Genomic DNA, 20,305 nt, shown 5'->3' with positions numbered 1-20,305 from the left:
GTGGATCGCGCGCGATGAAGATCGTCATCTTCGGCGGCACGGGCTTTGTCGGCCTCAATCTTGCCGAGGTGCTGCTCGCGCGCGGGCATGACGTCACGCTGTATGACCGCGCAGAGTTGCCGCCATCCGCGCGGCGATCGCTTGCTGACTACGGCGCACGGCTCAAAGCCGTGCAGGGCGATATCACCGACGCAGACGCCATCGACGCCCTCATTGCCGCGGGCTGCGATGCGATCGTGCTGGGCGCCGCGGTGACGGCCGGCGATGAACTCGAGCGAGCGTCGACCGCGCGCGTTCTCGAGATCAATGTGATGGCGCAAATCCCGATCCTGCTCGCGGCGATCCGACATGGCGTTCGCCGTGTCGTCAATCTGTCGTCGGCCTCGGCCTATGGCGCCGCGGGCGCGCGGGTCGAGGTTCTGGACGAGGAAACGCCTTGCGATCCGGTCTCGTTTTACGCCATCAGCAAGTTCACCTCCGAGCGATCGGTGGCGCGCCATGCCGAGCTCTTTGGCGGCGACTTCCTCAGTGTGCGCTTAAGCGCCTTGTTCGGTCCGTGGGAGCGACCCAGCTCGGTACGCGACACGCCGAGCCTCCAGTACCAGATCCTAGCTGCGTTTGCCCGTGGCGAGCCGGCGATCATGCCCGACACGGGCATGAAGGACTGGATCTACGCTCCGGATGCCGCCGAAGCCGTGGCAATGCTGATCGAAGCCGAGCGGCCGCGCCATCGGCTCTACAACATCTCCAGCGGCGGGCTATGGCCGGCGTTGGAATGGGGCAAGACCTTTGCGGCGCTAAATCCCGGCCTGCAATGCAGGCTCGCGGCGGCCGGAGAGACGACCGCCATCAAGCTGCATGGGCGCCATCGCGCACCGCTCTCGGTCGCGCGGATGGCGGATGAGTTCGGCTGGCGTGCGCGGTTCGGCTGTGCCGAGTCCGCCGCCGCGATGAGCGGCTGGCTGAAGCAGCACAAGGAGTGGATCTGAGATGCGGCTGCAGGCGCGCACGGCCATCATCACGGGAGCAGCTTCGGGCATTGGCCGCGCCAGCGCAAAGCTGTTTGCGGAGGAAGGTGCGCATCTCGCCCTTGTCGATCGCGATGCCGCGGCCCTTCAGGAGACGTTGAGCCTGATCGGAGAGGCGACGACGCATGTCGGCGATGTCGGCGATGCCGATTTCGCCGAGACCGTTGTGAACGACGTCATCGTGCGCCACGGCCGTCTCGATATTCTGATGACCGCTGCGGGCTTCTCCTGCGGCGGCACGGTGCTGACGACGAGGCTGGAAGACTGGGACGCGGTGTTCCGCGCCAATGTCGGCGGCACCTGGTTGTGGGCGCGGGCGGCGGTGCCGCAGATGCAGCAGCAGAAGAGCGGTTCGATCATCACGCTGGCGTCGCAGCTCGCCATCGCCGGCGGCAAGGGCAACAGTGCCTATATCGCCGCCAAGGGTGCGATCGTCAGCCTGACGCGCACCATGGCGGTCGATTTCGCGACCGACGGCATCCGTGTCAACGCGATTGCGCCCGGCGCAATCGACACGCCGATGCTTCGCCGCAGCTTTGCCCGCCACGCCAATTCGGACGAGGTGCGCGAAGCCTCCCGCAACCGCCACGCCATGAAGCGCTTCGGTCAGGCGGAAGAAATCGCTCAGACCGCGCTGCATCTCGCCAGTGATGCGTCTTCGTTCACGACCGGCACCGTGATGGTGGTTGACGGAGGCTGGCTCGCGGCATGAGCGACGCGCTGGCAAAGCTTGAAGCGACCGTGCGCGCCGATCTCGCGATGATCGCGCATCCCGGCGCCGCCTGGCTCGAGCCGAAGACGGGGCCGGATGGCAAGCCCGCGCTCGATGTTCTCATTATCGGCGCCGGCCAGTCCGGTATCGCCATCGGCTTCGGCCTGATGCGCTCGCGCGTCAGCAACATCCTGCTGCTCGACAAGGCCGAGGAGGGGAAGGAGGGCCCGTGGCTCAGCTATGCCCGCATGCCGACGCTGCGCAGCCCGAAGGACTATACGGGACCTGACCTCGATATCCCGAGCCTCACCTATCAGTCCTGGCACGAGGCCCGCTTCGGCAAGGAGAGCTGGCAGACACTCGACCTGATCCCGCGCGGGCATTGGGCGGACTATCTGCTCTGGCTGCGACGCACGATCGGTCTGCCCGTGCGCAACGGCTGCGAGCTTCTGGAGATTGCGCCTGCATCAGACAGTCTGCTCGCCGCGCGCGTGAGACGCGCCGATGGCGTCGAGACGCTCCATGCCCGCAAGATCGTGTTGGCGACGGGGCAGGAGGGCATGGGCGACTGGGTCATTCCGGAGCCGCTTCGTCAGTTGTCAGCGAGTTCGGTCGCAACTGTTGCCGACGACATCGACTTCGAAAGCCTGCGCGGCAAGCGCGTCGCGGTGATCGGCGCCGGCGCGTCCGCCTTCGACAATGCGGCGACCGCGCTGGAGGCAGGCGCGGCGGAGGTGCATCTGCTCTGCCGCCGCGCTCAGATCCAGGTGATCCAGCCCTATCGCTGGCTGACCTTCCGCGGCTTTCTGCGCCATCTCAGCGATCTCGACGATGCCTGGCGCTGGCGCTTCATGCGCAAGATCCTCGAGATGCGCGAAGGCTTTCCGCAGCCGACTTATGATCGCTGCGCGCGTCACGCCAATTTCACGCTGCACGAGGGTGCGCCGGTCGAGGGCACCAGGCAGACCGATGGCGGTGTCGAATTGCACACGCCACGCAGCACGATCACGGCGGATTTCGTCATTTGCGGCACCGGCATCGACATGAACTTTGCCGGCCGCGGCGAGCTGCGCCGCTTCGCCGGCAATATCGCGACCTGGGCCGATCGCTACCAGCCGCCTGCGAGCGAGCGCAACGCGCGGCTCGGCCGCTTTCCCTATCTCGCTGACGATTACGCCTTCACCGAGCGTGTGTCTGGCGAGACGCCGTGGATCTCCGACATCCATCTTTTCGCCATCGCCTCCACCATGAGTTTTGGTCCGTCGGGATCGTCGATCAACGCGATGACGACGGCCATTCCCAAGCTGGTCAATGGCCTGACGCGCGGCCTGTTTCGCGGCGATGTCGAACGTCACTGGGCTTCGCTCAGCGCCTACGACGTGCCGCAGGCCGTGGTTGCGCGGCCCGCGCGAACAATGGAGGAATCGCGATGATCATCCATGCACCGCCGCGACGAAGCGCCTCTGCGGGATTGGCGCGCAACTTGCTTCTTTCTTGACCTGCCTTGCTGGCGTTCTTGCCGAAATTTTGGGGAAAACGAATGCGTTTTGTGTCTTTCAGGCCCGCGGCCTCAGTCCTCGCTACCACTGCGCTGTTGCTCATTGCCACCGCGCCGTCGCAGGCACAGACCAGGGCGGAGACGTTGCGCTATGTCACGGGATCAGCGGTGAACACGCTCGATCCCAACATCCCCGGCTCGACGCGCGAGTCCTTCGCGCTGAGCATGAGCACGTATGACCGGCTGGTGGCGTTCGGCCGCAAGCAGCTCAACGGCAAATGGGTGTTCGATCTCGACACGATCACCGGCGAGCTCGCTGAATCCTACGACGTCAGCTCCGATGGCCTGAAGCTGACCTTCCGCCTGCGCAAGGACGCCAAGTTCCAGGACGGTTCGCCTGTCACGGCCGACGACGTGAAATGGTCGCTCGATCGCTGCGTCACCGCGCCGATCCTCGGCAAGGCCCAGTTGCTGACGGGTTCGTTGACGTCGGCGGACCAGTTCAAGGTGATCGATCCCCTCACCATCGAGGTGACGCTGCCGAAACCCGACAAGCTCGCGCTGCCCAATCTCGCCACCGTCTATCCCCTGATCATCAACTCGAAGGTGGCAAAAGAGCACGCGACGCCGGATGATCCCTGGGCCACCGCATGGCTGAAGGAGCACACCGCCGGCAGCGGTGCTTATGTGGTCGAGACCTTCAAGCCGGGCGAGCAGGTCATCCTCAAGCGCGACGAGACCTGGAACCGCGGTTCGGCCAACAAGCCCGCATTCTTCAAGCGCGTGATCATTCAGTCCGTGCCGGAGCCGGCGACCCGCGCCAACCTGGTCGAGCGCGGCGATGCCGACCTCGTCGTCGATCTCCAGGCCAGCGACGTGCAGTCGCTCGAGGCCAAGGGCAAGCTCAAGGTGGTCTCGACCCCGCAGTACAATGCGATCACCTATGTCTCGATGAACAACCAGATGCCGCCCTTCGACAACGTCAATGTCCGCCGTGCCATCGCTTACGCGCTGCCCTACGACGACATGTTCAAGGCCGCCCTGTTCGGCCGCGGCGCGCCGCTGTTCGGCGCGACCTGGCCGGACGGCAAGCCGCTGAACGGCATCTATCCGTTCCAGCAGCCCGTGAAGGTCGACCTCGACAAGGCCAGGGAATACCTCAAGGCCGCCGGGCTCCCCGAGGGTTTCTCGACTACCTTCAGCTTCAACGTCGGCCAGTCCTCGACCGCGGAGCCGATGGCCGCGCTGGTGAAGGAGTCACTCGGCAAGATCGGGATCAAGGTCGACATCCAGAAGCTGCCGGACGCACAGATGTCCACGCAGATCAACGAGAAGAAGCTTCCCTTCTACACCGAGGGCATCGTAGCGTGGTTGCCGTCGACTGATTACTTCTACCGCAACTTCTACACCGGCAATCAGCGCTGGAATTACAGCTCGATCAACAACCCGGATCTTGCCGCAATCGCGCAGGAGGCGCGTTTCGAGCCGGACAAGGCCAAGTATGAGGAAGCCGGCCGCAAGCTCAACGCGATGCATGTCGATCTGATGCCGCAGATCATGCTGTGGCAGCCGAACCAGGATGCGGTAATGGCGTCGTCGGTCGAAGGCTACACCTACGAGTTCCACCGCCAGGTCGACTATCGCGACGTCAGCCGCAAGTGACGTCGGACAACGAGAGGAGCTCTCAGAGGTGACGACCGGTCTTGGTGCAACCATGGTACGGGCGGGCAGGCGGCTTCTGTCATCACTGCCGGCGCTGTTCGGTGTGCTGGTCTTCACCTTTCTGCTGATGCGCGTGTTGCCCGGCGACCCCGCGGTGTTCTTCGCCTCGGGGCCCAATGCCGGCAAGGAGGAGATCGAGCAGATCCGCAAGCAGATGGGGCTCGACAGGTCGGTGCCGGAGCAGCTCGTGTTCTATCTCTCCGACATCGGCCACGGCAATCTCGGCCGCTCCATGATGACGGGACAGCCGGTGCTGAAGGACCTGCGCGAACGGCTGCCGGCTTCGCTGGAGCTCACCTTCACGGCGCTGCTGATCGCGCTGATCGCGGCGGTGCCGCTCGGCGTGGTCGCGGCCTTGAAGCCTGGCTCGATCGTCGATCACGGCGTGCGGCTGTTCTGCGCGCTCGGCGTCTGCGTGCCGACCTTCGTCTCGGGCCTGCTGCTGATCTACGTCTTCTACTACCTGCTCGGGCTGGCGCCTGATCCGACCGGGCGGATCGACGTCTTCACCTCGCTGCCGCCGCAGCGCACCGGCTTCCTGTCGATCGATTTCCTGCTCGCGGGTGATATCGAGGGCTGGTGGGCCGCCTGCAAGCAGCTGATCCTGCCGGCGGTGAGCATGGCCCTGTTCGTGATCGCGCCGCTGGCGCGGATCACGCGGGCCTCGATGCTGGTCTCGCTCGGCAGCGATTTCGTCCGCACTGCGCGCTCGGTCGGATTGTCCTGGCACAAGGTGGTCGTCACTTATGCGCTGCGGAACGCGATCCTGCCCGTCATCACCATCGCCGGCATCGTGTTCTCGACCATGCTGGGCGCCAATGTCCTGGTGGAGAAAGTGTTCTCCTGGCCGGGCGTCGCTTCCTACGCGCTCGATGCGCTCCTATCCTCCGACTATGCGCCCGTGCAGGGTTTCGTGCTGCTGATGGCCAGCCTGTTCGTGCTGGTCAATCTCGTGGTCGACATCTGCTACGGCATCGCCGATCCCAGGGTGTCGATCGAATGACCAGCGCAACTCTCCGCCATTCGGTCTGGATCCTGCGCGGCAACCCGCTCACCGCCGTTGCCGCGGCCGGCGTTGCGCTGTTCGTCCTGATTGCGATCTTCGGGCCCTGGATCGTGCCCTATGATCCCGTGGTCTCCAATGTCTCGGAGGCTCTTTTGCCGCCGAGCGCGGCCCATCTGGCCGGCACCGACCAGCTCGGACGCGATGTGTTCAGCCGCCTCATCATCGCCGCGCGCCTCGATCTCGCCATTGCCGTCTCCGCCGTCGGCATCTCCTTCGTGATCGGCGCCGTCGTCGGCGCGTTCTGCGGCTATGCCGGCGGTAAGCTCGATCGCGGTGTCGGCCGCTTCGTCGATGTGATGATGGCCTTTCCGCTGTTCGTGCTGGCGATGGCGATGGTTGCCGCCTTGGGCAACCGGATCGAGAACATCGTGATCGCGACCGCGATCATCAATCTTCCGTTCTACATCCGCTTCGCGCGCGCCGAGGTCAACGTTCGCCGCAATGTCGGCTGGGTGGAGGCCGCGCGTGCCTGCGGGGAGAGCCATTTCTCGGTGGTGCTGCGCTTCCTGCTGCCGAATATCCTGCCGGCGATGGCGGTGCAGATCTCGCTCAATCTCGGCTGGGCCATTCTCAACGCGGCCGGCCTGTCCTTCATCGGCCTCGGCGTCAAGCCGCCGACGCCGGAATGGGGCATCATGGTCGCGGAGGGCGCGCGCTTCATCTCGACCGGGCGATGGTGGCTGGTGGCCTTTCCGGGCCTCGCGCTGATGATGGCGGTGCTGTGCTTCAATCTCCTCGGTGACGGGATGCGGGACATTCTCGACCCGCGGATGCGCACATGAGCGAGGAGCTGCTAGGGATCAACGACCTCCACGTCTCGTTCTCGACGCGGCGTGGCATGGTCGAGGCCGTGCGCGGCGTGACGCTCACGGTCGAGAAGGGCGAGATGCTCGGCCTCGTCGGCGAGAGCGGCTCGGGCAAGTCGGTCACCGGCTTTGCAACGACGCGGCTGCTCGATGCGGCCGGGCGCGTCACCGGCGGCAAGATCCTGTTTCGCGGGCAGGACGTCACAAAACTCAGAGGCGAAGACCTCCGTCAGCTCCAGGGCGCCGCGATGTCCATGATCTTCCAGAATCCGCGCGCGGCGCTCAACCCGATCCGCGCGATCGGCCTGCAGATCGCGGATGCGATCCTCACGCATAAGAAGATATCGAAGGACGCCGCGCGCGCCGAGGCGCTGGAGCTGCTGCGCGCGGTCCAGATCCGCGACCCCGAGACGCGGATGAACGCCTATCCGCACGAGCTCTCCGGCGGCATGTGCCAGCGCGTGATGATCGCGATCGCGATTTCCTGCAATCCTGCACTGCTGATCGCCGACGAGCCGACCACCGGCCTCGACGTCACGACCCAGAAGGTGGTGATGGATCTGCTCGCAGACATTGCCGCCGCGCGTGGCATGGCGACGATCCTGATCACGCACGACCTCGGTCTCGCGGCGCGCTATTGCCGCCGCATCGCCGTGATGGAGCGCGGCCGCATCGTCGAGGAAGCGAGCCCCAAAAAGCTCTTCAGCGCACCGCAGCACGCCTATACTCGCCGCCTCGTTGCGGCATCGCCGACCGCGACGTCGCGGATCGAGGATCTCGTGACGGAGGAGGAGCGGGAACGGCATGCGACGATCGTCAGCAAGCCAAGGCAGGAGCTCCCGCACGGGACGCCACCGCTCCTCGAGGTGCGCAAGCTCGCCAAGCGTTTTGACCAGGGCTCCGCTGCGGTCGCGGATTTCTCGATGACGATGGCCGGCGGCGAGAGCGTCGGGCTCGTTGGCGAGTCCGGCTCCGGCAAGAGCACGACGTCGCGGATGATCTGCCGCCTGATCGACCCGAGCGAAGGCGATATCGTGTTCGACGGCCAGTCGATCGGCCATGTCGCCTCGCGTGACTTCCATCGCTCGCCGCTGCGCAAAGACATCCAGATGGTCTTTCAGGACCCGAACGAGAGCCTCAACCCACGCTTCACGGCGTTCGACTGCGTTGCCCATCCCCTGATGCGGCTCGACGGCATGCGTGCGGGTGATGCACTGCGCAAGCGGGTGGAAGAGTGTGCGGAGCGGGTGGGCTTGCCGCTCGATCTGCTGCCGCGCTTTCCGCACCAGCTCTCCGGCGGCCAGAAGGCCCGCGTCGGCATTGCCCGCGCCATCGCCTGCCGGCCGCGGCTGCTGGTGCTGGACGAGCCGACCGCCGCGCTCGACGTTTCGGTGCAGGCGGTGGTGCTGCAACTGCTCGACCGTCTCAGGCGCGAGAACGACATCGCGCTGCTGTTCGTCAGCCACGATCTCAATGTCGTGCGTATGCTCTGCGACCGCACCATCGTGCTGCGCAATGGCGGCATCGTGGAGCAGGGGGAGAGCCGGGCGCTGTTCGACAATCCCAAGACCGACTACACGCGCAAGCTGGTCGAGGCGATTCCGCATATCGAGACCGGACCGGCACTGGCGGCCGCGCTTTGACGCCTGAACCGGTCGTAATCCCGATGAGATCCCGCTGGCGAAGGCCTGGTTAGTGGCATACCATTTGCACGCCAATGGGTTCTGGTTTCACCTGCCTTTGGCCAACGATGGCCGGCATCACGGCACTACTGGGAGGATTTCATGGATCGCAGGACCGTTTTGAAGGGACTGGCCGGCGCGGGCGGTCTGGCATTGACCGGCCTCTCGGCCCCGGCGATCGCACAAGGCGCCTCTGCGCGCACCCTGCGCTTCGTGCCGCAAGCCAACCTCGCCAATTTCGATCCCATCTGGGGCACGCAATATGTCGTGCGCAACGCGGCGGCGCTGGTCTGGGACACGCTCTACGGCGTCGATGCCAAGCTTCAGCCGCAGCGTCAGATGGTCGAGTCCGAGGAGACCACCGACGACGGCAAGACCTGGACCTTCAAGCTGCGCCCGGGTCTCAAGTTCCATGACGGCGAGCCGGTGCTGAGCAAGGACGTCGTCGCGAGCCTGTCGCGCTGGGCCGCGCGCGATCCAATGGGTCTGATGATCCTCGCGATCCAGCAGGAATTGACTCCGGTCGACGACCGCACCTTCAAATGGGTCCTGAAGCAGCCTTTCCCGAAAATGCTGTACGCGCTGGCCAAGAACAACGCGCCGTGCTCCTTCATCATGCCCGAGCGCATCGCGAAGACGGATCCGTTCAAGCAGATCACCGAATATGTCGGCTCGGGTCCGATGAAGTTCGCCAAGAGCGAATGGGTGCCCGGCGCCAAGTCGGTGTTCGAGAAGTTCACCGATTACGTGCCGCGGCAGGAGAAGGCGTCGTGGCTTGCCGGCGGCAAGAACATCCTGGTCGATCGCGTCGAGTGGCTGGTGATGCCGGATCCGGCCACCGCTGCCGCCGCCTTGCAGAACGGTGAGGTCGACTGGTGGGAGAACCCGATCTCCGATCTCGTGCCCGTGCTGAAGAAGAACAAGAACATCAGCGTCGATATCGGCGATCCCCTCGGCAATATCGGCTCCTTCCGGATGAACCATCTGCACCCACCCTTCAACAATGTGAAGGCGCGGCGCGCGGTGCTGATGGCGTTGAGCCAGGAAGACTATATGCGTGCGCTGGTCGGCGACGACGATACGTTGTGGAAGCCGCTGCCCGGCTTTTTTACGCCGGACACACCGCTCTACACCGAGTTGGGCGGCGAGATCCTGAAAGGAAAGCGCGATTTGGATGCGGCCAAGAAGCTGCTCGCCGAGAGCGGCTATTCCGGCCAGCCGGTCACATGCGTGGTCGCGCAGGACCAGTCGATCACGAAGGCGCAGGGCGACGTCACCGCGGATCTGCTCAAGAAGCTCGGCATGAATGTCGATTTCGTCGCGACCGATTGGGGCACGGTGGGCGCGCGCCGCGCGATGAAGACACCGCCGGGGCAGGGCGGCTGGAATATGTTCCACAGCTGGCACGCCGGCGCCGATTGCATCAATCCGGCCGCCTACACCGCCATCCGCGCCAATGGCGACAAGGCCTGGTTCGGCTGGCCCAACAGCCCGAATACCGAGAAGGAGATCACGGCCTGGTTCGACGCCAAGAATCTCGAGGAAGAGAAGGCCGCGATCGGGCAGGTCAACAAGGCGGCGCTCGAGGATGTCGTCTACGCGCCGACCGGCTTCTTCCTGACCTACACGGCATGGCGCAAGAACGTCTCCGGCATCACCAAGGGGCCGCTGCCGTTCTTCTGGAACGTGTCGAAATCCGCATGATGGTACGCTGAAGCCAGATGCTCTCTTACATCCTCCGTCGCATCGTCTCGACCTTGCCGGTGATGGCAATCGTCGCGCTGTTCGTGTTCAGCCTGCTCTACATCGCGCCGGGTGACCCCGCCGTGGTGATCGCGGGCGACCAGGCGAGCCCGGAGGATGTGGAGCGCATTCGCCAGAGTCTGGGTCTCGACCGTCCTTTCCTGATCCAGTTCGGAAGCTGGGTCTGGCGCATTCTGCACGGCGATCTCGGCACCTCGATCTTCACCAACCTTCCGGTCTCGACGATGATCGGACAGCGTCTCGGGCCGACACTGTCGCTGATGATGGTCACGCTGCTACTCACCATCGTGGTCGCGGTGCCGCTTGGCGTCGTGGCCGCGTGGAAGGCGGGGAGCCTGATCGACCGCGTCATCATGGCATTCGCCGTGTTCGGCTTCTCGCTGCCCGTCTTCGTCGTCGGCTATATCCTCGCCTATGTCTTCGCACTCGAGCTCGAATGGCTTCCGGTGCAGGGCTATACGCCGCTCACGGAAGGCTTCTGGCCGTGGCTGCAAAACCTGATCCTGCCGTCGATCGCGCTGGGCTGCGTCTACATCGCGCTGATCGCGCGCATCACGCGTGCCACCATGCTTGAAGTCTTGCAGCAGGACTATATCCGCACCGCGCGCGCCAAGGGCCTCGGGCAGGGCGGCATCCTCTTCGTTCACGCGCTGAAGAATGCCGCGGTCCCGATCGTGACCGTGATCGGGATCGGCATCGCGCTCCTGATCGGCGGGGCGGTCGTCACGGAAAGCGTGTTCGCGATCCCCGGCCTCGGCCGACTCACGATCGACGCGATCCTGCGCCGCGACTATCCCGTCATCCAGGGCATCGTGCTTCTCTTCAGCTTCGTCTACGTCCTCGTCAATCTGATGATCGACGTCATCTATACGCTCGTTGACCCGAGGATCCGCTATTGACCGATACGACCGTCAATCCGCAAGCGCTGCCGGCCGGCTTCGTTCTCGCGCCGCAACTGCCTGAAATCCTGCGGCCGGTCACGATCCGGCGCGGCTTCCTGGGATTCTTGCGCGGCCATCCGACCGTCGCGATCGGCGGCGCACTGCTGCTGGCACTCGTCTTCATCGCGATCTTCGCGCCGTACCTCTGGACAGTCGACCCGACTGCGCTCGCGCCCGCCAAGCGCACGCGGGCTCCGTCGGCACTCTACTGGTTCGGCACCGATGTGCTTGGCCGCGACATCTATTCGCGCGTGCTATTCGGTGCGCGGGTCTCGCTCACGGTCGGCCTGTCAGTTGCGATCTTCGCCTCCGTGGCGGGTCTCGCCATCGGCATGGTCTCCGGTTTCGTCCGCTGGGCCGACGGCATTTTGATGCGCTTCATGGACGGTTTGATGTCGATCCCGCCAATTCTGCTCGCAATCGCGCTGATGGCGCTGACGCGCGGCAGTGTCGGCAACGTCATCCTGGCCATCACCATCGCCGAGATCCCGCGGGTTTCCCGTCTTGTCCGTAGTGTGGTGCTGTCGCTGCGCGAGCAGCCCTATGTGGACGCCGCGGTCGCCTGCGGCACGCGCACGCCGATGATCATCCTGCGCCACATCCTGCCCAATACGCTGGCGCCGATGCTGGTCCAGGCGACTTACATCTGCGCCAGCGCCATGATCACCGAGGCGATCCTGTCCTTCATCGGGGCGGGCACGCCGCCGACCATTCCGTCCTGGGGCAACATCATGGCCGAGGGCCGCGCGCTGTGGCAGGTCAAGCCCTACATCGTGTTCTTCCCGGCGGCGTTCCTCTCCGTCACCGTCCTCGCCGTGAACCTGCTCGGCGACGGCCTTCGCGATGCGCTCGATCCGCGCATGGCCAAGAGCCTCTGATGTCGAGGGGTTGATCGCGATGGCCTTGCTCGAAGTCGAGAACCTCCAGACCCACTTTCGCACGCCCGGCGGCATCAACCGTGCGGTCGACGGCGTCTCCTTTCATGTCAACGAAGGCGAGACGCTCGCCATCGTCGGCGAATCCGGCTGCGGCAAGTCGGTGACCTCGATGTCGCTGATGCGGCTCATTCCAGAGCCGCCGGGCAGGATCGCAGGCGCCGTCCGCTTCGCGGGCAGGGACCTGCTGCAACTGTCCGATCGCGAGATGCGCGCCATCCGCGGCAACGATATCTCGATGATCTTTCAGGAGCCGATGACGAGCCTCAACCCGGTTCTGACGGTCGGCCGCCAGATCCGCGAGACGCTGATGATCCATCAGGGCCTGGACAAGCAGGCGGCCGAGGCGCATGCGATCGAGATGCTGACGCTGGTCGGCATTCCCGAGCCGAAGCGGCGCGTGCGCGAATACCCGCACCAGCTTTCCGGCGGCATGCGCCAGCGCGTGATGATCGCGATTGCGCTGGCCTGCAATCCAAAGCTCCTGATCGCCGACGAGCCGACCACCGCGCTCGACGTGACGATCCAGGCGCAGATCCTGAAATTGATGCTCGATCTCAAGCGCCGGGTCGGCGCGGCGATCATCCTGATCACTCACGACCTCGGTGTCGTCGCCGAGATCGCCGAACGCGTCATGGTCATGTATGCCGGCCGCAAGGTCGAGGAGGCGCCGGTGGCCGAGCTGTTCCGCTCGCCGCGTCATCCCTATACGCAGGGCCTGCTCGGCGCCGTGCCGCGGCTCGGCTCGTCACTAACAGGCACCGCGCGGCGTCTCGCCGAAATCCCGGGGCAGGTGCCTGATCTGCGCAAGCCTATCATCGGCTGCGTCTTCGCCGGCCGCTGCGCGCTCGCGACCGATCTCTGCCGCCAATATGCGCCTGGGCTCGAAGAGAAGGCGCCTCGCCACGTCGCCGCCTGCCACTATTCCGCCAAGGGGGCCATCGCGGCATGAGTCCTCCGCTGCTCCAGGTCAACGACCTCAAGAAGCATTTTCCGGTCAAAAAGGGCCTGTTCGGCCGCAAGTCCGAATATGTCTATGCCGTCGACGGTGTCTCGTTCGAAATCGCGAAGGGCGAGACGCTGTCGCTGGTCGGCGAGTCCGGCTGCGGCAAGTCCACGGTCGGCCGTGCCATCCTGCGGCTGTTCGACATCACGGCGGGCCAGGTGATCCTCGACGGCCAGCGCATCGACGACGCACATCCGAGCACGATGCGCCAGATGCGCCGCCGCGTGCAGGTGGTGTTCCAGGATCCGTTCTCGAGCCTCAATCCGCGCATGCGCGTGCGCGACATCCTGGCCGAGCCGATCCGAAATTTCGGCCTCGCCAAATCCGCCACCGATCTCGAAACCCGCGTGACGGCGCTGATGGATACCGTGCGGCTGCCGCGCGAGGCGCTCAACCGCCGGCCGCACGAATTCTCCGGCGGCCAGCGTCAGCGCATCGGCATTGCGCGGGCGCTCGCAGCCGAGCCCGAGCTGATCGTCTGCGACGAGGCGGTCTCCGCGCTCGACGTCTCGGTCAAGGCGCAGATCGTCAATCTCTTGCAGGATCTCCAGCGCGAGTTCGGCCTGGCGCTGCTGTTCATCAGCCATGACCTCGCCATCGTCGAGCACATGACTCACCGCGTCGCGGTGATGTATCTCGGCAAGATCGTCGAGGTGGCGCCGCGCCGCGAGATCTTTGCCGCGCCAAGGCATCCCTATACCAAGGCGCTGCTCTCCGCGGTGCCGCTGCCCGAGCCCGGCGCCCAGCGCAATCCCATCATCCTCAAGGGGGACGTGCCGAGCCCGATCAACCCGCCGAGCGGGTGCCGCTTCCACACCCGTTGCCCATACGTCTTCGACCGTTGCCGGACGGAGGAGCCGATGCTGCGTTCGACCGGACCCGAGCAATGGGTGGCCTGTCACCTCGAAGAGGCGCCGTAGGCCTTCAGCCCTGGCGGCGCAGGAAGCCCGTGATGGTGACTTTCTCCCAGATGCCGGCTGCCGCAAACGGATCGGCGCGGTTGAAGGCTTCGACCTCGGCGCGGCCGGGCGCCTCGATCAGGAACAGGCTGCCGATCATGCTCGCGCCGTCGTCGGAGACCAGCGGCCCAGACATCACGATCTTGACGCCGAAGCGCGATGTGTCGCTCAGGAAGGCCTTGTGGGCGTCGTAATTGGCGAGCCGGGTCGGCAGCGCGCTGGCGCGGTCGAGGGCGTGAATGGCGAACAGCATGATGTCTCCGTTGACGTGTCGGTGTTCTTGGACGGCCGCGGAGGCGGCCGTCCATGCTTGTGATGATCGGTTGGGCTACTTGGCGCCGAGCTTGCCGGCGTCCTCGAAGGTCGGGCAGGTCCGTTGCTCCAGCGGCACGTCGAACGGCTGGTAATTGTCCTTGGTGATGACGGTCGGCTTCAGCACGATCTCGGAAATGACAGGCTGGTTGCGCAAGCTGCGGATCGCCATCATGGCGCCGAGACACCCTTGCGCAAATCCGTTGTAGTCGCCGCTGGCGAGCAGCTTGCCGGACTTGATCGCGTCGATCGCCTCCTTGGTGCCGTTGATGCCGATCACCTGGGCCTTGCGGTTGGCGCCGTCGAGCGCCTCGATCGCGCCGACCGCCATGGCGTCGTTGGCCGCCAGCACGCCGTCGATCTGCGCGTTCGACTGCATCAGGTTTTCCATGACCTGGAGCGCCTGCAGCCGCTGGTAGTTGCCGGGCTGCGAGGCCAGCAGCTTGGCGCCCGAATTCTCCTTCAGCGCGTCGTTGAAGCCGCGGACGCGATCGACATTGGTCAGCGAGCCCTTGACGCCCTCGATGATGACGATGTTGCCCTTGCCGCCCAAAGTCTTGAGCAGGAAACGCGCGGTTTCCAGTCCGAGGCTGTAATCGTCGGCGCCGACGAAGGAGAGGAACTTGCCGCCGGCGGAGCGGTCGGTGATGTTGACGACGGGGATTTTCGCCTCGTTGATCTTCTCGACGCCCGGCACCATCGCCTTGTAGTCGACCGGCGTGAAGACGATCGCGCTCGGCTTCTTCACCACGACGTCCTCGATCTGGCTGAGCTGCTCGGGGATCGAGTCCGGCTTGGTCGGGATGTACTGCAGCGTCTTCGCATTCAGCGCTTTCGCCATGTTGTCGGCACCGACCCGCACCGTCTGGAAGAACGGATTGGTCTGGTTCTTGGTGAACACGGCGATGGTCTCGCCGTCGGCGCGCGCCTGTGTCGTGAACGCGGCCGCCATCAGCAGCGGCAGCGCCAAATAACCCATTTTCTGTTTCATGTAGCCTCCATCCCTCATTTTGCTTGTTGGATTTCTAAGAGCTCATTGCGCGCGGCGGCGGGTCTTCATGTCGAGCCAGACCGCGAGAATGACGATGATGCCGGTGACGAGCGGCTGCCAGTTGGCGCTGACCGACAACAGGTTCATGCCGTTCAGCACTAGCGTCAGGATCAGCGCGCCGATGAAGGTGCCGAACACGGTGCCGACACCGCCGAACAGCGAGGTGCCGCCGATCAGCACGGCTGCGATCGCGGGCAGCGTCAGGCTTTCGCCGATGTCGGCTTCGGCCGAATTGAGCCGCGACAGGAAGATGATCGAGGCCAGTCCCGCCATGGTGCCTGACACCGCGTAGACCAGCAGCAGGCGCCGCGCGACCGGAATGCCGGAGAGGCGGGCGGCGACCGGATTGGCGCCGATCGCATAGATCTCCTGGCCCCAGATCGTGCGCTGCGCAAACAGCGTTCCGATCCCGAGGAACACCAGCAGCAGATAGACCGGGATCGGCAGGCCGAACAGATAGCCGCTGCCGATCTGGCGGAAGCCTGCCGGGAAGCCGTGAAGGGTTTCGCCCGCCATGTACCAGTAGGTGAGGCCGTTCAGCACCCAGAGCATGCCGTAGGTGGCGATGAAGGAGGGGATGCGGAGCGCGGTGACCATGATGCCGTTGAGCAGGCCAACGATGCCGCCGCAGGCGAGCCCGGTGAGGATGCCGAGCGCCGGCGAGCCGGTCTTGTGGATCACGGTGCCGGCGATGCAGGCCGACAGCGCGACATTGGCGCCGACGGAGAGATCGAGGCCGGCGGTGAGCACCACCAGCGTCAGGCCGGAGGCGATGAAGAAGGTCAGGCTCGCTTGTCTCAGCACGTTGAGGATGTTGCCGAGGCTCAGGAAGGAGTCGCTGAGCACGGCGAGCACCGCGCAGATCAGCAGCGCTGCGAGCAGGCGATAGAACACCTGGATCGCGTCCTGCGACAGGAACGAGCGGGGCGGCGAGAGGGCCTCTTTGGAGATGTCGGTCATGCGCGGCTCCGGAGGCCGTCGAGGAAGAGAGCGACGATGACGAGGACGCCGACGCTTGCGACCTGCACCGAGGAGGGCATCGAGATCAGGTTGAGCCCATTGCGAAGCACGCCGACCGCGATCACGCCGAGCAACGTGCCGAGCAGCCAGCCATTGCCGCGCTCGAACGAGGTACCGCCGACCGCGACCGCGGCGATGGCGTCGAATTCCAGGCCGAGGCCCGCGGTCGGGTGGCCGGAATTCATGCGCGCGGTCATCAGCAGGCCGGCAATGCCGGCCATGGCGCCGCCGATCGCGTAGACCGCGATCAGCAGCTTGTTCGGCGAGAGGCCGGCATAGCGCAGCGCCTCGCGGTTGCCGCCGAGTGCGAAGATGTAGGTGCCGAAGCGGGTGTGGTAGAGCAGTCCGTGGAAGGCCGCATAGGTCACCAGCGCCATCACGATCGGCACGGGCACGCCCAGAAGCGTCGCCGAATAGATGTCGCGCACGCTGTGGGGGATGCCGACCACGCTCTGGCCGTCGCTGACGATCAGCGACAGGCCCTGCGCCATGCCGAGCGTGCCCAGCGTCGCGACGAAGGGCGGAATGCCGACGATGGCGACCAGCCAGCCGTTGGCGAAGCCGAAGGCTGCGCCGACGAGAAGCCCGGCGCCGAGGCCCAGCAGCATCGACTTGGTCGCGAGCGACACGATGGCGACGCAGAGCGAGGTCAGCGTCAGCACCGCGCCCATCGACAGGTCCAGCCCCTCGGTCATGATGATCAAGGTCATCGGCAGCGCCAGCATGGTCAGGATGGTCGACTGCACCAGCACGTTGGAGAGGTTGGCGACCGACAGGAAGCCGGGCGCGATCGCGCTGAACAGGGCGATCAGCAGCACCAAGACGATGGCAACGCCGGGAATGCGTTGCAGCGGATTGGGTTGAGAGACGACCGCGGCTTCACGCATGATGCATCCCCAGTCGCACGATGTTCTCCTCGGTCAGTTCGCTGCGGGTCAGGTGTCCGGCGATGCGGCCCTCGCGCATCACATAGGCGCGGTCGCAGACATGGCAGATCTCGACCTGCTCGGACGAGATCATCAAGGCCGCCGCGCCTTCGGCGACCAGCCGGTCGATCAGCGCAAAGATCTCGGACTTGGCGCCGATGTCGATGCCGCGCGTCGGCTCGTCGAAGATGAAGAGCTTCGAGCCGGCCGCCAGCCACTTGCCGATCACGACCTTCTGCTGGTTGCCGCCCGAGAGCAGGCCGACAATCTGGCGCGCGCTCGGGGTTGCGATGCGCAGCTGCCGGATCAAGCCGTCGGACGTCCGCTGGGCGCTACGCTGGTCGAACAGGCCGCTCGGGAACAGCTTTCGCAGCGCCGACACCACCAGATTGTCGCTCACCGACCGCAGCAGCGCGAGGCCCTCGCTCTTGCGGCTCTCCGGGATCAGCGCGATGCCGCGGCGGGCGGCAAGGTCAGGCTCGCCGGAGATGGCCTTGCCGTCGAAAATAATCTCGCCTGACGTCACGGCATCGGCGCCGAAGATGGCGCGGGCGACCTCGCTGCGGCCGGAACCGACCAGGCCGCACAGGCCGACGATCTCGCCCCGGCGTACCTCGATGTTGATATCGGAGATGCCGGTCGACGAGCTCAAGCCCTTGACCTCGAGCAGCAGCTCGCCGGGCTTGTCGGCAAAGTTGCGCGGATAGGTCATGTCCACGTTGCGGCCGACCATCATGCGGACGAGCTGGTCCGGCGTGACGTCTGCGGGGCGAACGCCGTCGATGCGGCGGCCGTCGCGCAGCACCGTGATGCGGTCTCCGAGCGCGAACACCTCGGCCATGCGGTGGGAGATGTAGACGATGGAGACGCCGTCGGCCTTCAGCCGCGCGATAAGCGCGAACAGCAGCTCGGTCTCGCGGTCGGACAGCGCCGCCGTCGGCTCGTCCATGACCAGGATGCGCGCGTTCTGGCTGATCGCTTTCGCGATCTCGACCATCTGCTGCTGCGCCACCCCTAACTTGTCGACGGTGGTGGAGGGATCGATCTCGAACCCGATCGTGCCGAGCACGCGCCTGGCGTCGGCCAGGATCTTGCGGCGGTCGATGGTGCCGGGAATGCGGCCCTTCGGCTCGCGGCCGAGGAAGATGTTCTGGGCGATATCGAGATGGGGGACCAGCGAGAATTCCTGGAAGATCACGGCAATGCCGAGCCTCTGCGCATCCGCGGTCGAGGAGATCGCGACCTTGTCGCCCTTGTAGTAGAACTCGCCGGCATCGGCGCGGTAGGCGCCGCACAGTACCTTCATCAGGCTCGACTTGCCGGCGCCGTTCTCCCCCAACAGCATATGGACTTCGCCGGGGAAGACGGCAAAGGAAACATCATCCAGCGCCTTGACGCCGGGAAACTCCTTGCTGATGCCGCGCAGCTCCAGCAGAGGCGCGGGTGAGGCGGGCTCGATAGCCAATGCGGCGCTGCTCATGCGTGCACTCCGCTCGCGAAGATCTTTCCGGGATTCATCAGTCCATCAGGATCGAGCGCGGTCTTGATCGACCGCATCACATCGACGGCCTCGCCGAGTTCATCGGCGAGATAATCGATCTTGCCGAGCCCGATGCCGTGCTCGCCGGTGCAGGTGCCGTCCATCGCGATCGCGCGGGCGACCATGCGGGCCTGAAGCGCCTTGGCGCCTTCGGCCTCGTCCGGCTTTGCCGGGTCGATCAGGATCAGCATATGGAAATTGCCGTCGCCAACATGGCCGACGATCGGGGCGGTGAAACCGTGCTCGTCCGCGTCGCGCCTGGTTTCGGTCAGGCATTCCGCCAGCCGCGAGATCGGCACGCAGACATCGGTGATCACGGCGCGCGCGCCGGGCCGCAAGCCCAGGCCCGCATAAAGCGTGTTGTCGCGGGCGTGCCAGAGCCGGCTGCGGTCTTCCTGCGCTTTGGCCCAGGCAAAACCATGGCCGCCATGGTCGGCGGCGATCGCCTGCGCGGCTTCGGCCTGCTCGGCAACGGAGGTCTCGGAGCCGTGGAATTCGAAGAACAAGGTGGGGGCCTCGCGATAGCCGAGCTTCGCGTAGGCGTTGATGCCGCGCATCATGACGTCGTCGAGCAGCTCGATGCGTGCCACGGGGATCGCGGACTGGATCACGGAGATCGCGGTGTCGACGGCATCGTGCAGGGTGTCGAAGCTGCAGACAGCGGCCGAGATCGCCTGCGGCACCGGGTGCACCTTCAATGTGACTTCGGTGATGACGCCAAGCGTGCCTTCGGCGCCGACGAACATCCGCGTCAGGTCATAACCGGCGGCCGATTTGCGTGCGCGCCTTGCGGTGCGGATCACGCGCCCGTCGGCCAGCACCACCTCGAGCGCCATGACATTGTCCTTCATGGTGCCGTAGCGCACCGCCATGGTGCCGGACGCGCGTGTGGAGGTCATGCCGCCGATCGAGGCGTCGGCGCCGGGGTCGATCGGAAAGAAAAGTCCGGTGCCGCGCAGCTCCGCATTGAGCTGTTTGCGCGTGATGCCGGGCTGCACCACGACATCCATGTCGCTGTCGTGCACGGTCAGCACCTTGTTCATCCGGGCGAAGTCGAAGCAGACGCCGCCGGCGACCGCGGCCGCGTTGCCTTCGAGCGAGGTGCCGGCGCCGAACGGGACCATCGGCATGCCCGCGCTAGCGCACAGCTTGACGATCTCCGCGACTTCCTGCGTGGTTTCAGGGAAGACGACGATGTCCGGCGGCAAATTGCGATAATGCGATTCGCTCTGCCCGTGCTGATCGAGCACGCCGCGCGCGACGCTCGCGCGCGGGCCGATCATGCCGGTGAGGCGATCGGCCAATATGCTCGTGCTGACCCGCGGTCCCATCCTCAG

General features: G+C 65.4%; 18 protein-coding genes. 12 read left to right on the top strand and 6 right to left on the bottom strand.

Annotation, left to right across the window (positions count from 1 at the left end):
* Positions 1–14: 14 nt before the first annotated feature.
* The 12 genes from AB7Z56_RS30155 (at position 15) to AB7Z56_RS30100 (ending at position 14,080) form a co-directional block, all read left to right on the top strand.
* Positions 15–989 (top strand): NAD-dependent epimerase/dehydratase family protein, encoded by a 975-nt coding sequence (locus AB7Z56_RS30155; RefSeq protein WP_063984409.1) that lies wholly within the window; start codon positions 15–17, stop codon positions 987–989.
* Position 990: 1 nt separating this feature from the next.
* A complete protein-coding gene (locus tag AB7Z56_RS30150; protein ID WP_231144493.1) occupies positions 991–1,740 on the top strand; it encodes an SDR family oxidoreductase in 750 nt (249 codons plus the stop codon).
* A complete protein-coding gene (locus AB7Z56_RS30145) occupies positions 1,737–3,173 on the top strand; it encodes an NAD(P)-binding domain-containing protein (protein ID WP_063984408.1) in 1,437 nt (478 codons plus the stop codon). Before AB7Z56_RS30150 ends, AB7Z56_RS30145 begins: the two co-directional genes overlap by 4 nt.
* Positions 3,174–3,280: 107 nt before the next feature.
* Positions 3,281–4,900 (top strand): ABC transporter substrate-binding protein, encoded by a 1,620-nt coding sequence (locus tag AB7Z56_RS30140; protein ID WP_283018578.1) that lies wholly within the window; start codon positions 3,281–3,283, stop codon positions 4,898–4,900.
* Positions 4,901–4,928: 28 nt separating this feature from the next.
* Positions 4,929–5,963 carry an ABC transporter permease gene (locus AB7Z56_RS30135; RefSeq protein WP_063984406.1) on the top strand — a complete coding sequence of 345 codons (1,035 nt, stop codon included), beginning with the start codon at positions 4,929–4,931 and terminating at the stop codon, positions 5,961–5,963.
* Positions 5,960–6,808, top strand: a complete 849-nt coding sequence (locus tag AB7Z56_RS30130; RefSeq protein ID WP_008131147.1) for an ABC transporter permease — start codon at positions 5,960–5,962, stop codon at positions 6,806–6,808. Before AB7Z56_RS30135 ends, AB7Z56_RS30130 begins: the two co-directional genes overlap by 4 nt.
* On the top strand, positions 6,805–8,475 hold the full coding sequence (gene nikE, locus AB7Z56_RS30125) for a nickel ABC transporter ATP-binding protein NikE (protein WP_063984405.1): 1,671 nt from the start codon (positions 6,805–6,807) through the stop codon (positions 8,473–8,475). Before AB7Z56_RS30130 ends, nikE begins: the two co-directional genes overlap by 4 nt.
* Positions 8,476–8,616: 141 nt before the next feature.
* Entirely contained in the window at positions 8,617–10,218 is a 1,602-nt protein-coding gene (locus tag AB7Z56_RS30120; protein ID WP_231144494.1) for an ABC transporter substrate-binding protein, read from the top strand.
* A 17-nt stretch (positions 10,219–10,235) separates the two neighbouring features.
* Positions 10,236–11,177, top strand: coding sequence for an ABC transporter permease (locus AB7Z56_RS30115; protein WP_063984403.1), 942 nt, complete (start codon positions 10,236–10,238; stop codon positions 11,175–11,177).
* Complete coding sequence (locus tag AB7Z56_RS30110; protein ID WP_063984402.1) at positions 11,174–12,097, top strand: ABC transporter permease; 924 nt, start codon at positions 11,174–11,176, stop codon at positions 12,095–12,097. Before AB7Z56_RS30115 ends, AB7Z56_RS30110 begins: the two co-directional genes overlap by 4 nt.
* A gap of 19 nt (positions 12,098–12,116) precedes the next feature.
* Entirely contained in the window at positions 12,117–13,106 is a 990-nt protein-coding gene (locus tag AB7Z56_RS30105; protein ID WP_063984401.1) for an ABC transporter ATP-binding protein, read from the top strand.
* Positions 13,103–14,080, top strand: coding sequence for an ABC transporter ATP-binding protein (locus AB7Z56_RS30100; protein WP_063984400.1), 978 nt, complete (start codon positions 13,103–13,105; stop codon positions 14,078–14,080). Before AB7Z56_RS30105 ends, AB7Z56_RS30100 begins: the two co-directional genes overlap by 4 nt.
* Positions 14,081–14,084: 4 nt before the next feature.
* Here the strand turns inward: AB7Z56_RS30100 and AB7Z56_RS30095 are convergent, their stop codons facing one another.
* The 6 genes from AB7Z56_RS30095 to AB7Z56_RS30070 form a co-directional block, all read right to left on the bottom strand.
* On the bottom strand, positions 14,085–14,372 hold the full coding sequence (locus tag AB7Z56_RS30095) for a YciI family protein (protein ID WP_063984399.1): 288 nt from the start codon (positions 14,370–14,372) through the stop codon (positions 14,085–14,087).
* Positions 14,373–14,447: 75 nt separating this feature from the next.
* Positions 14,448–15,422, bottom strand: a complete 975-nt coding sequence (locus AB7Z56_RS30090; protein ID WP_063984398.1) for a sugar ABC transporter substrate-binding protein — start codon at positions 15,420–15,422, stop codon at positions 14,448–14,450.
* 42 nt (positions 15,423–15,464) lie between these two features.
* Complete coding sequence (locus AB7Z56_RS30085) at positions 15,465–16,442, bottom strand: ABC transporter permease (protein ID WP_014496503.1); 978 nt, start codon at positions 16,440–16,442, stop codon at positions 15,465–15,467.
* Positions 16,439–17,389: an ABC transporter permease gene (locus AB7Z56_RS30080; RefSeq protein ID WP_063984397.1), complete on the bottom strand. Its 951-nt coding sequence runs from the start codon at positions 17,387–17,389 to the stop codon at positions 16,439–16,441. The genes AB7Z56_RS30085 and AB7Z56_RS30080 overlap by 4 nt, the downstream gene beginning before the upstream one ends.
* Positions 17,382–18,908, bottom strand: coding sequence for a sugar ABC transporter ATP-binding protein (locus tag AB7Z56_RS30075; RefSeq protein ID WP_063984396.1), 1,527 nt, complete (start codon positions 18,906–18,908; stop codon positions 17,382–17,384). Before AB7Z56_RS30075 ends, AB7Z56_RS30080 begins: the two co-directional genes overlap by 8 nt.
* Positions 18,905–20,299 (bottom strand): FAD-linked oxidase C-terminal domain-containing protein, encoded by a 1,395-nt coding sequence (locus AB7Z56_RS30070; protein WP_063984395.1) that lies wholly within the window; start codon positions 20,297–20,299, stop codon positions 18,905–18,907. Before AB7Z56_RS30070 ends, AB7Z56_RS30075 begins: the two co-directional genes overlap by 4 nt.
* Positions 20,300–20,305: the final 6 nt, after the last annotated feature.

The organism is Bradyrhizobium sp. 482_C4_N1_8, from assembly GCF_052075965.1.
In the GTDB taxonomy this organism is placed as follows: Bacteria; Pseudomonadota; Alphaproteobacteria; order Rhizobiales; family Xanthobacteraceae; genus Bradyrhizobium; species Bradyrhizobium barranii.
Note: the sequence above shows the minus strand (reverse complement) of the source record. Positions and strands in the feature narration are given on the sequence as shown.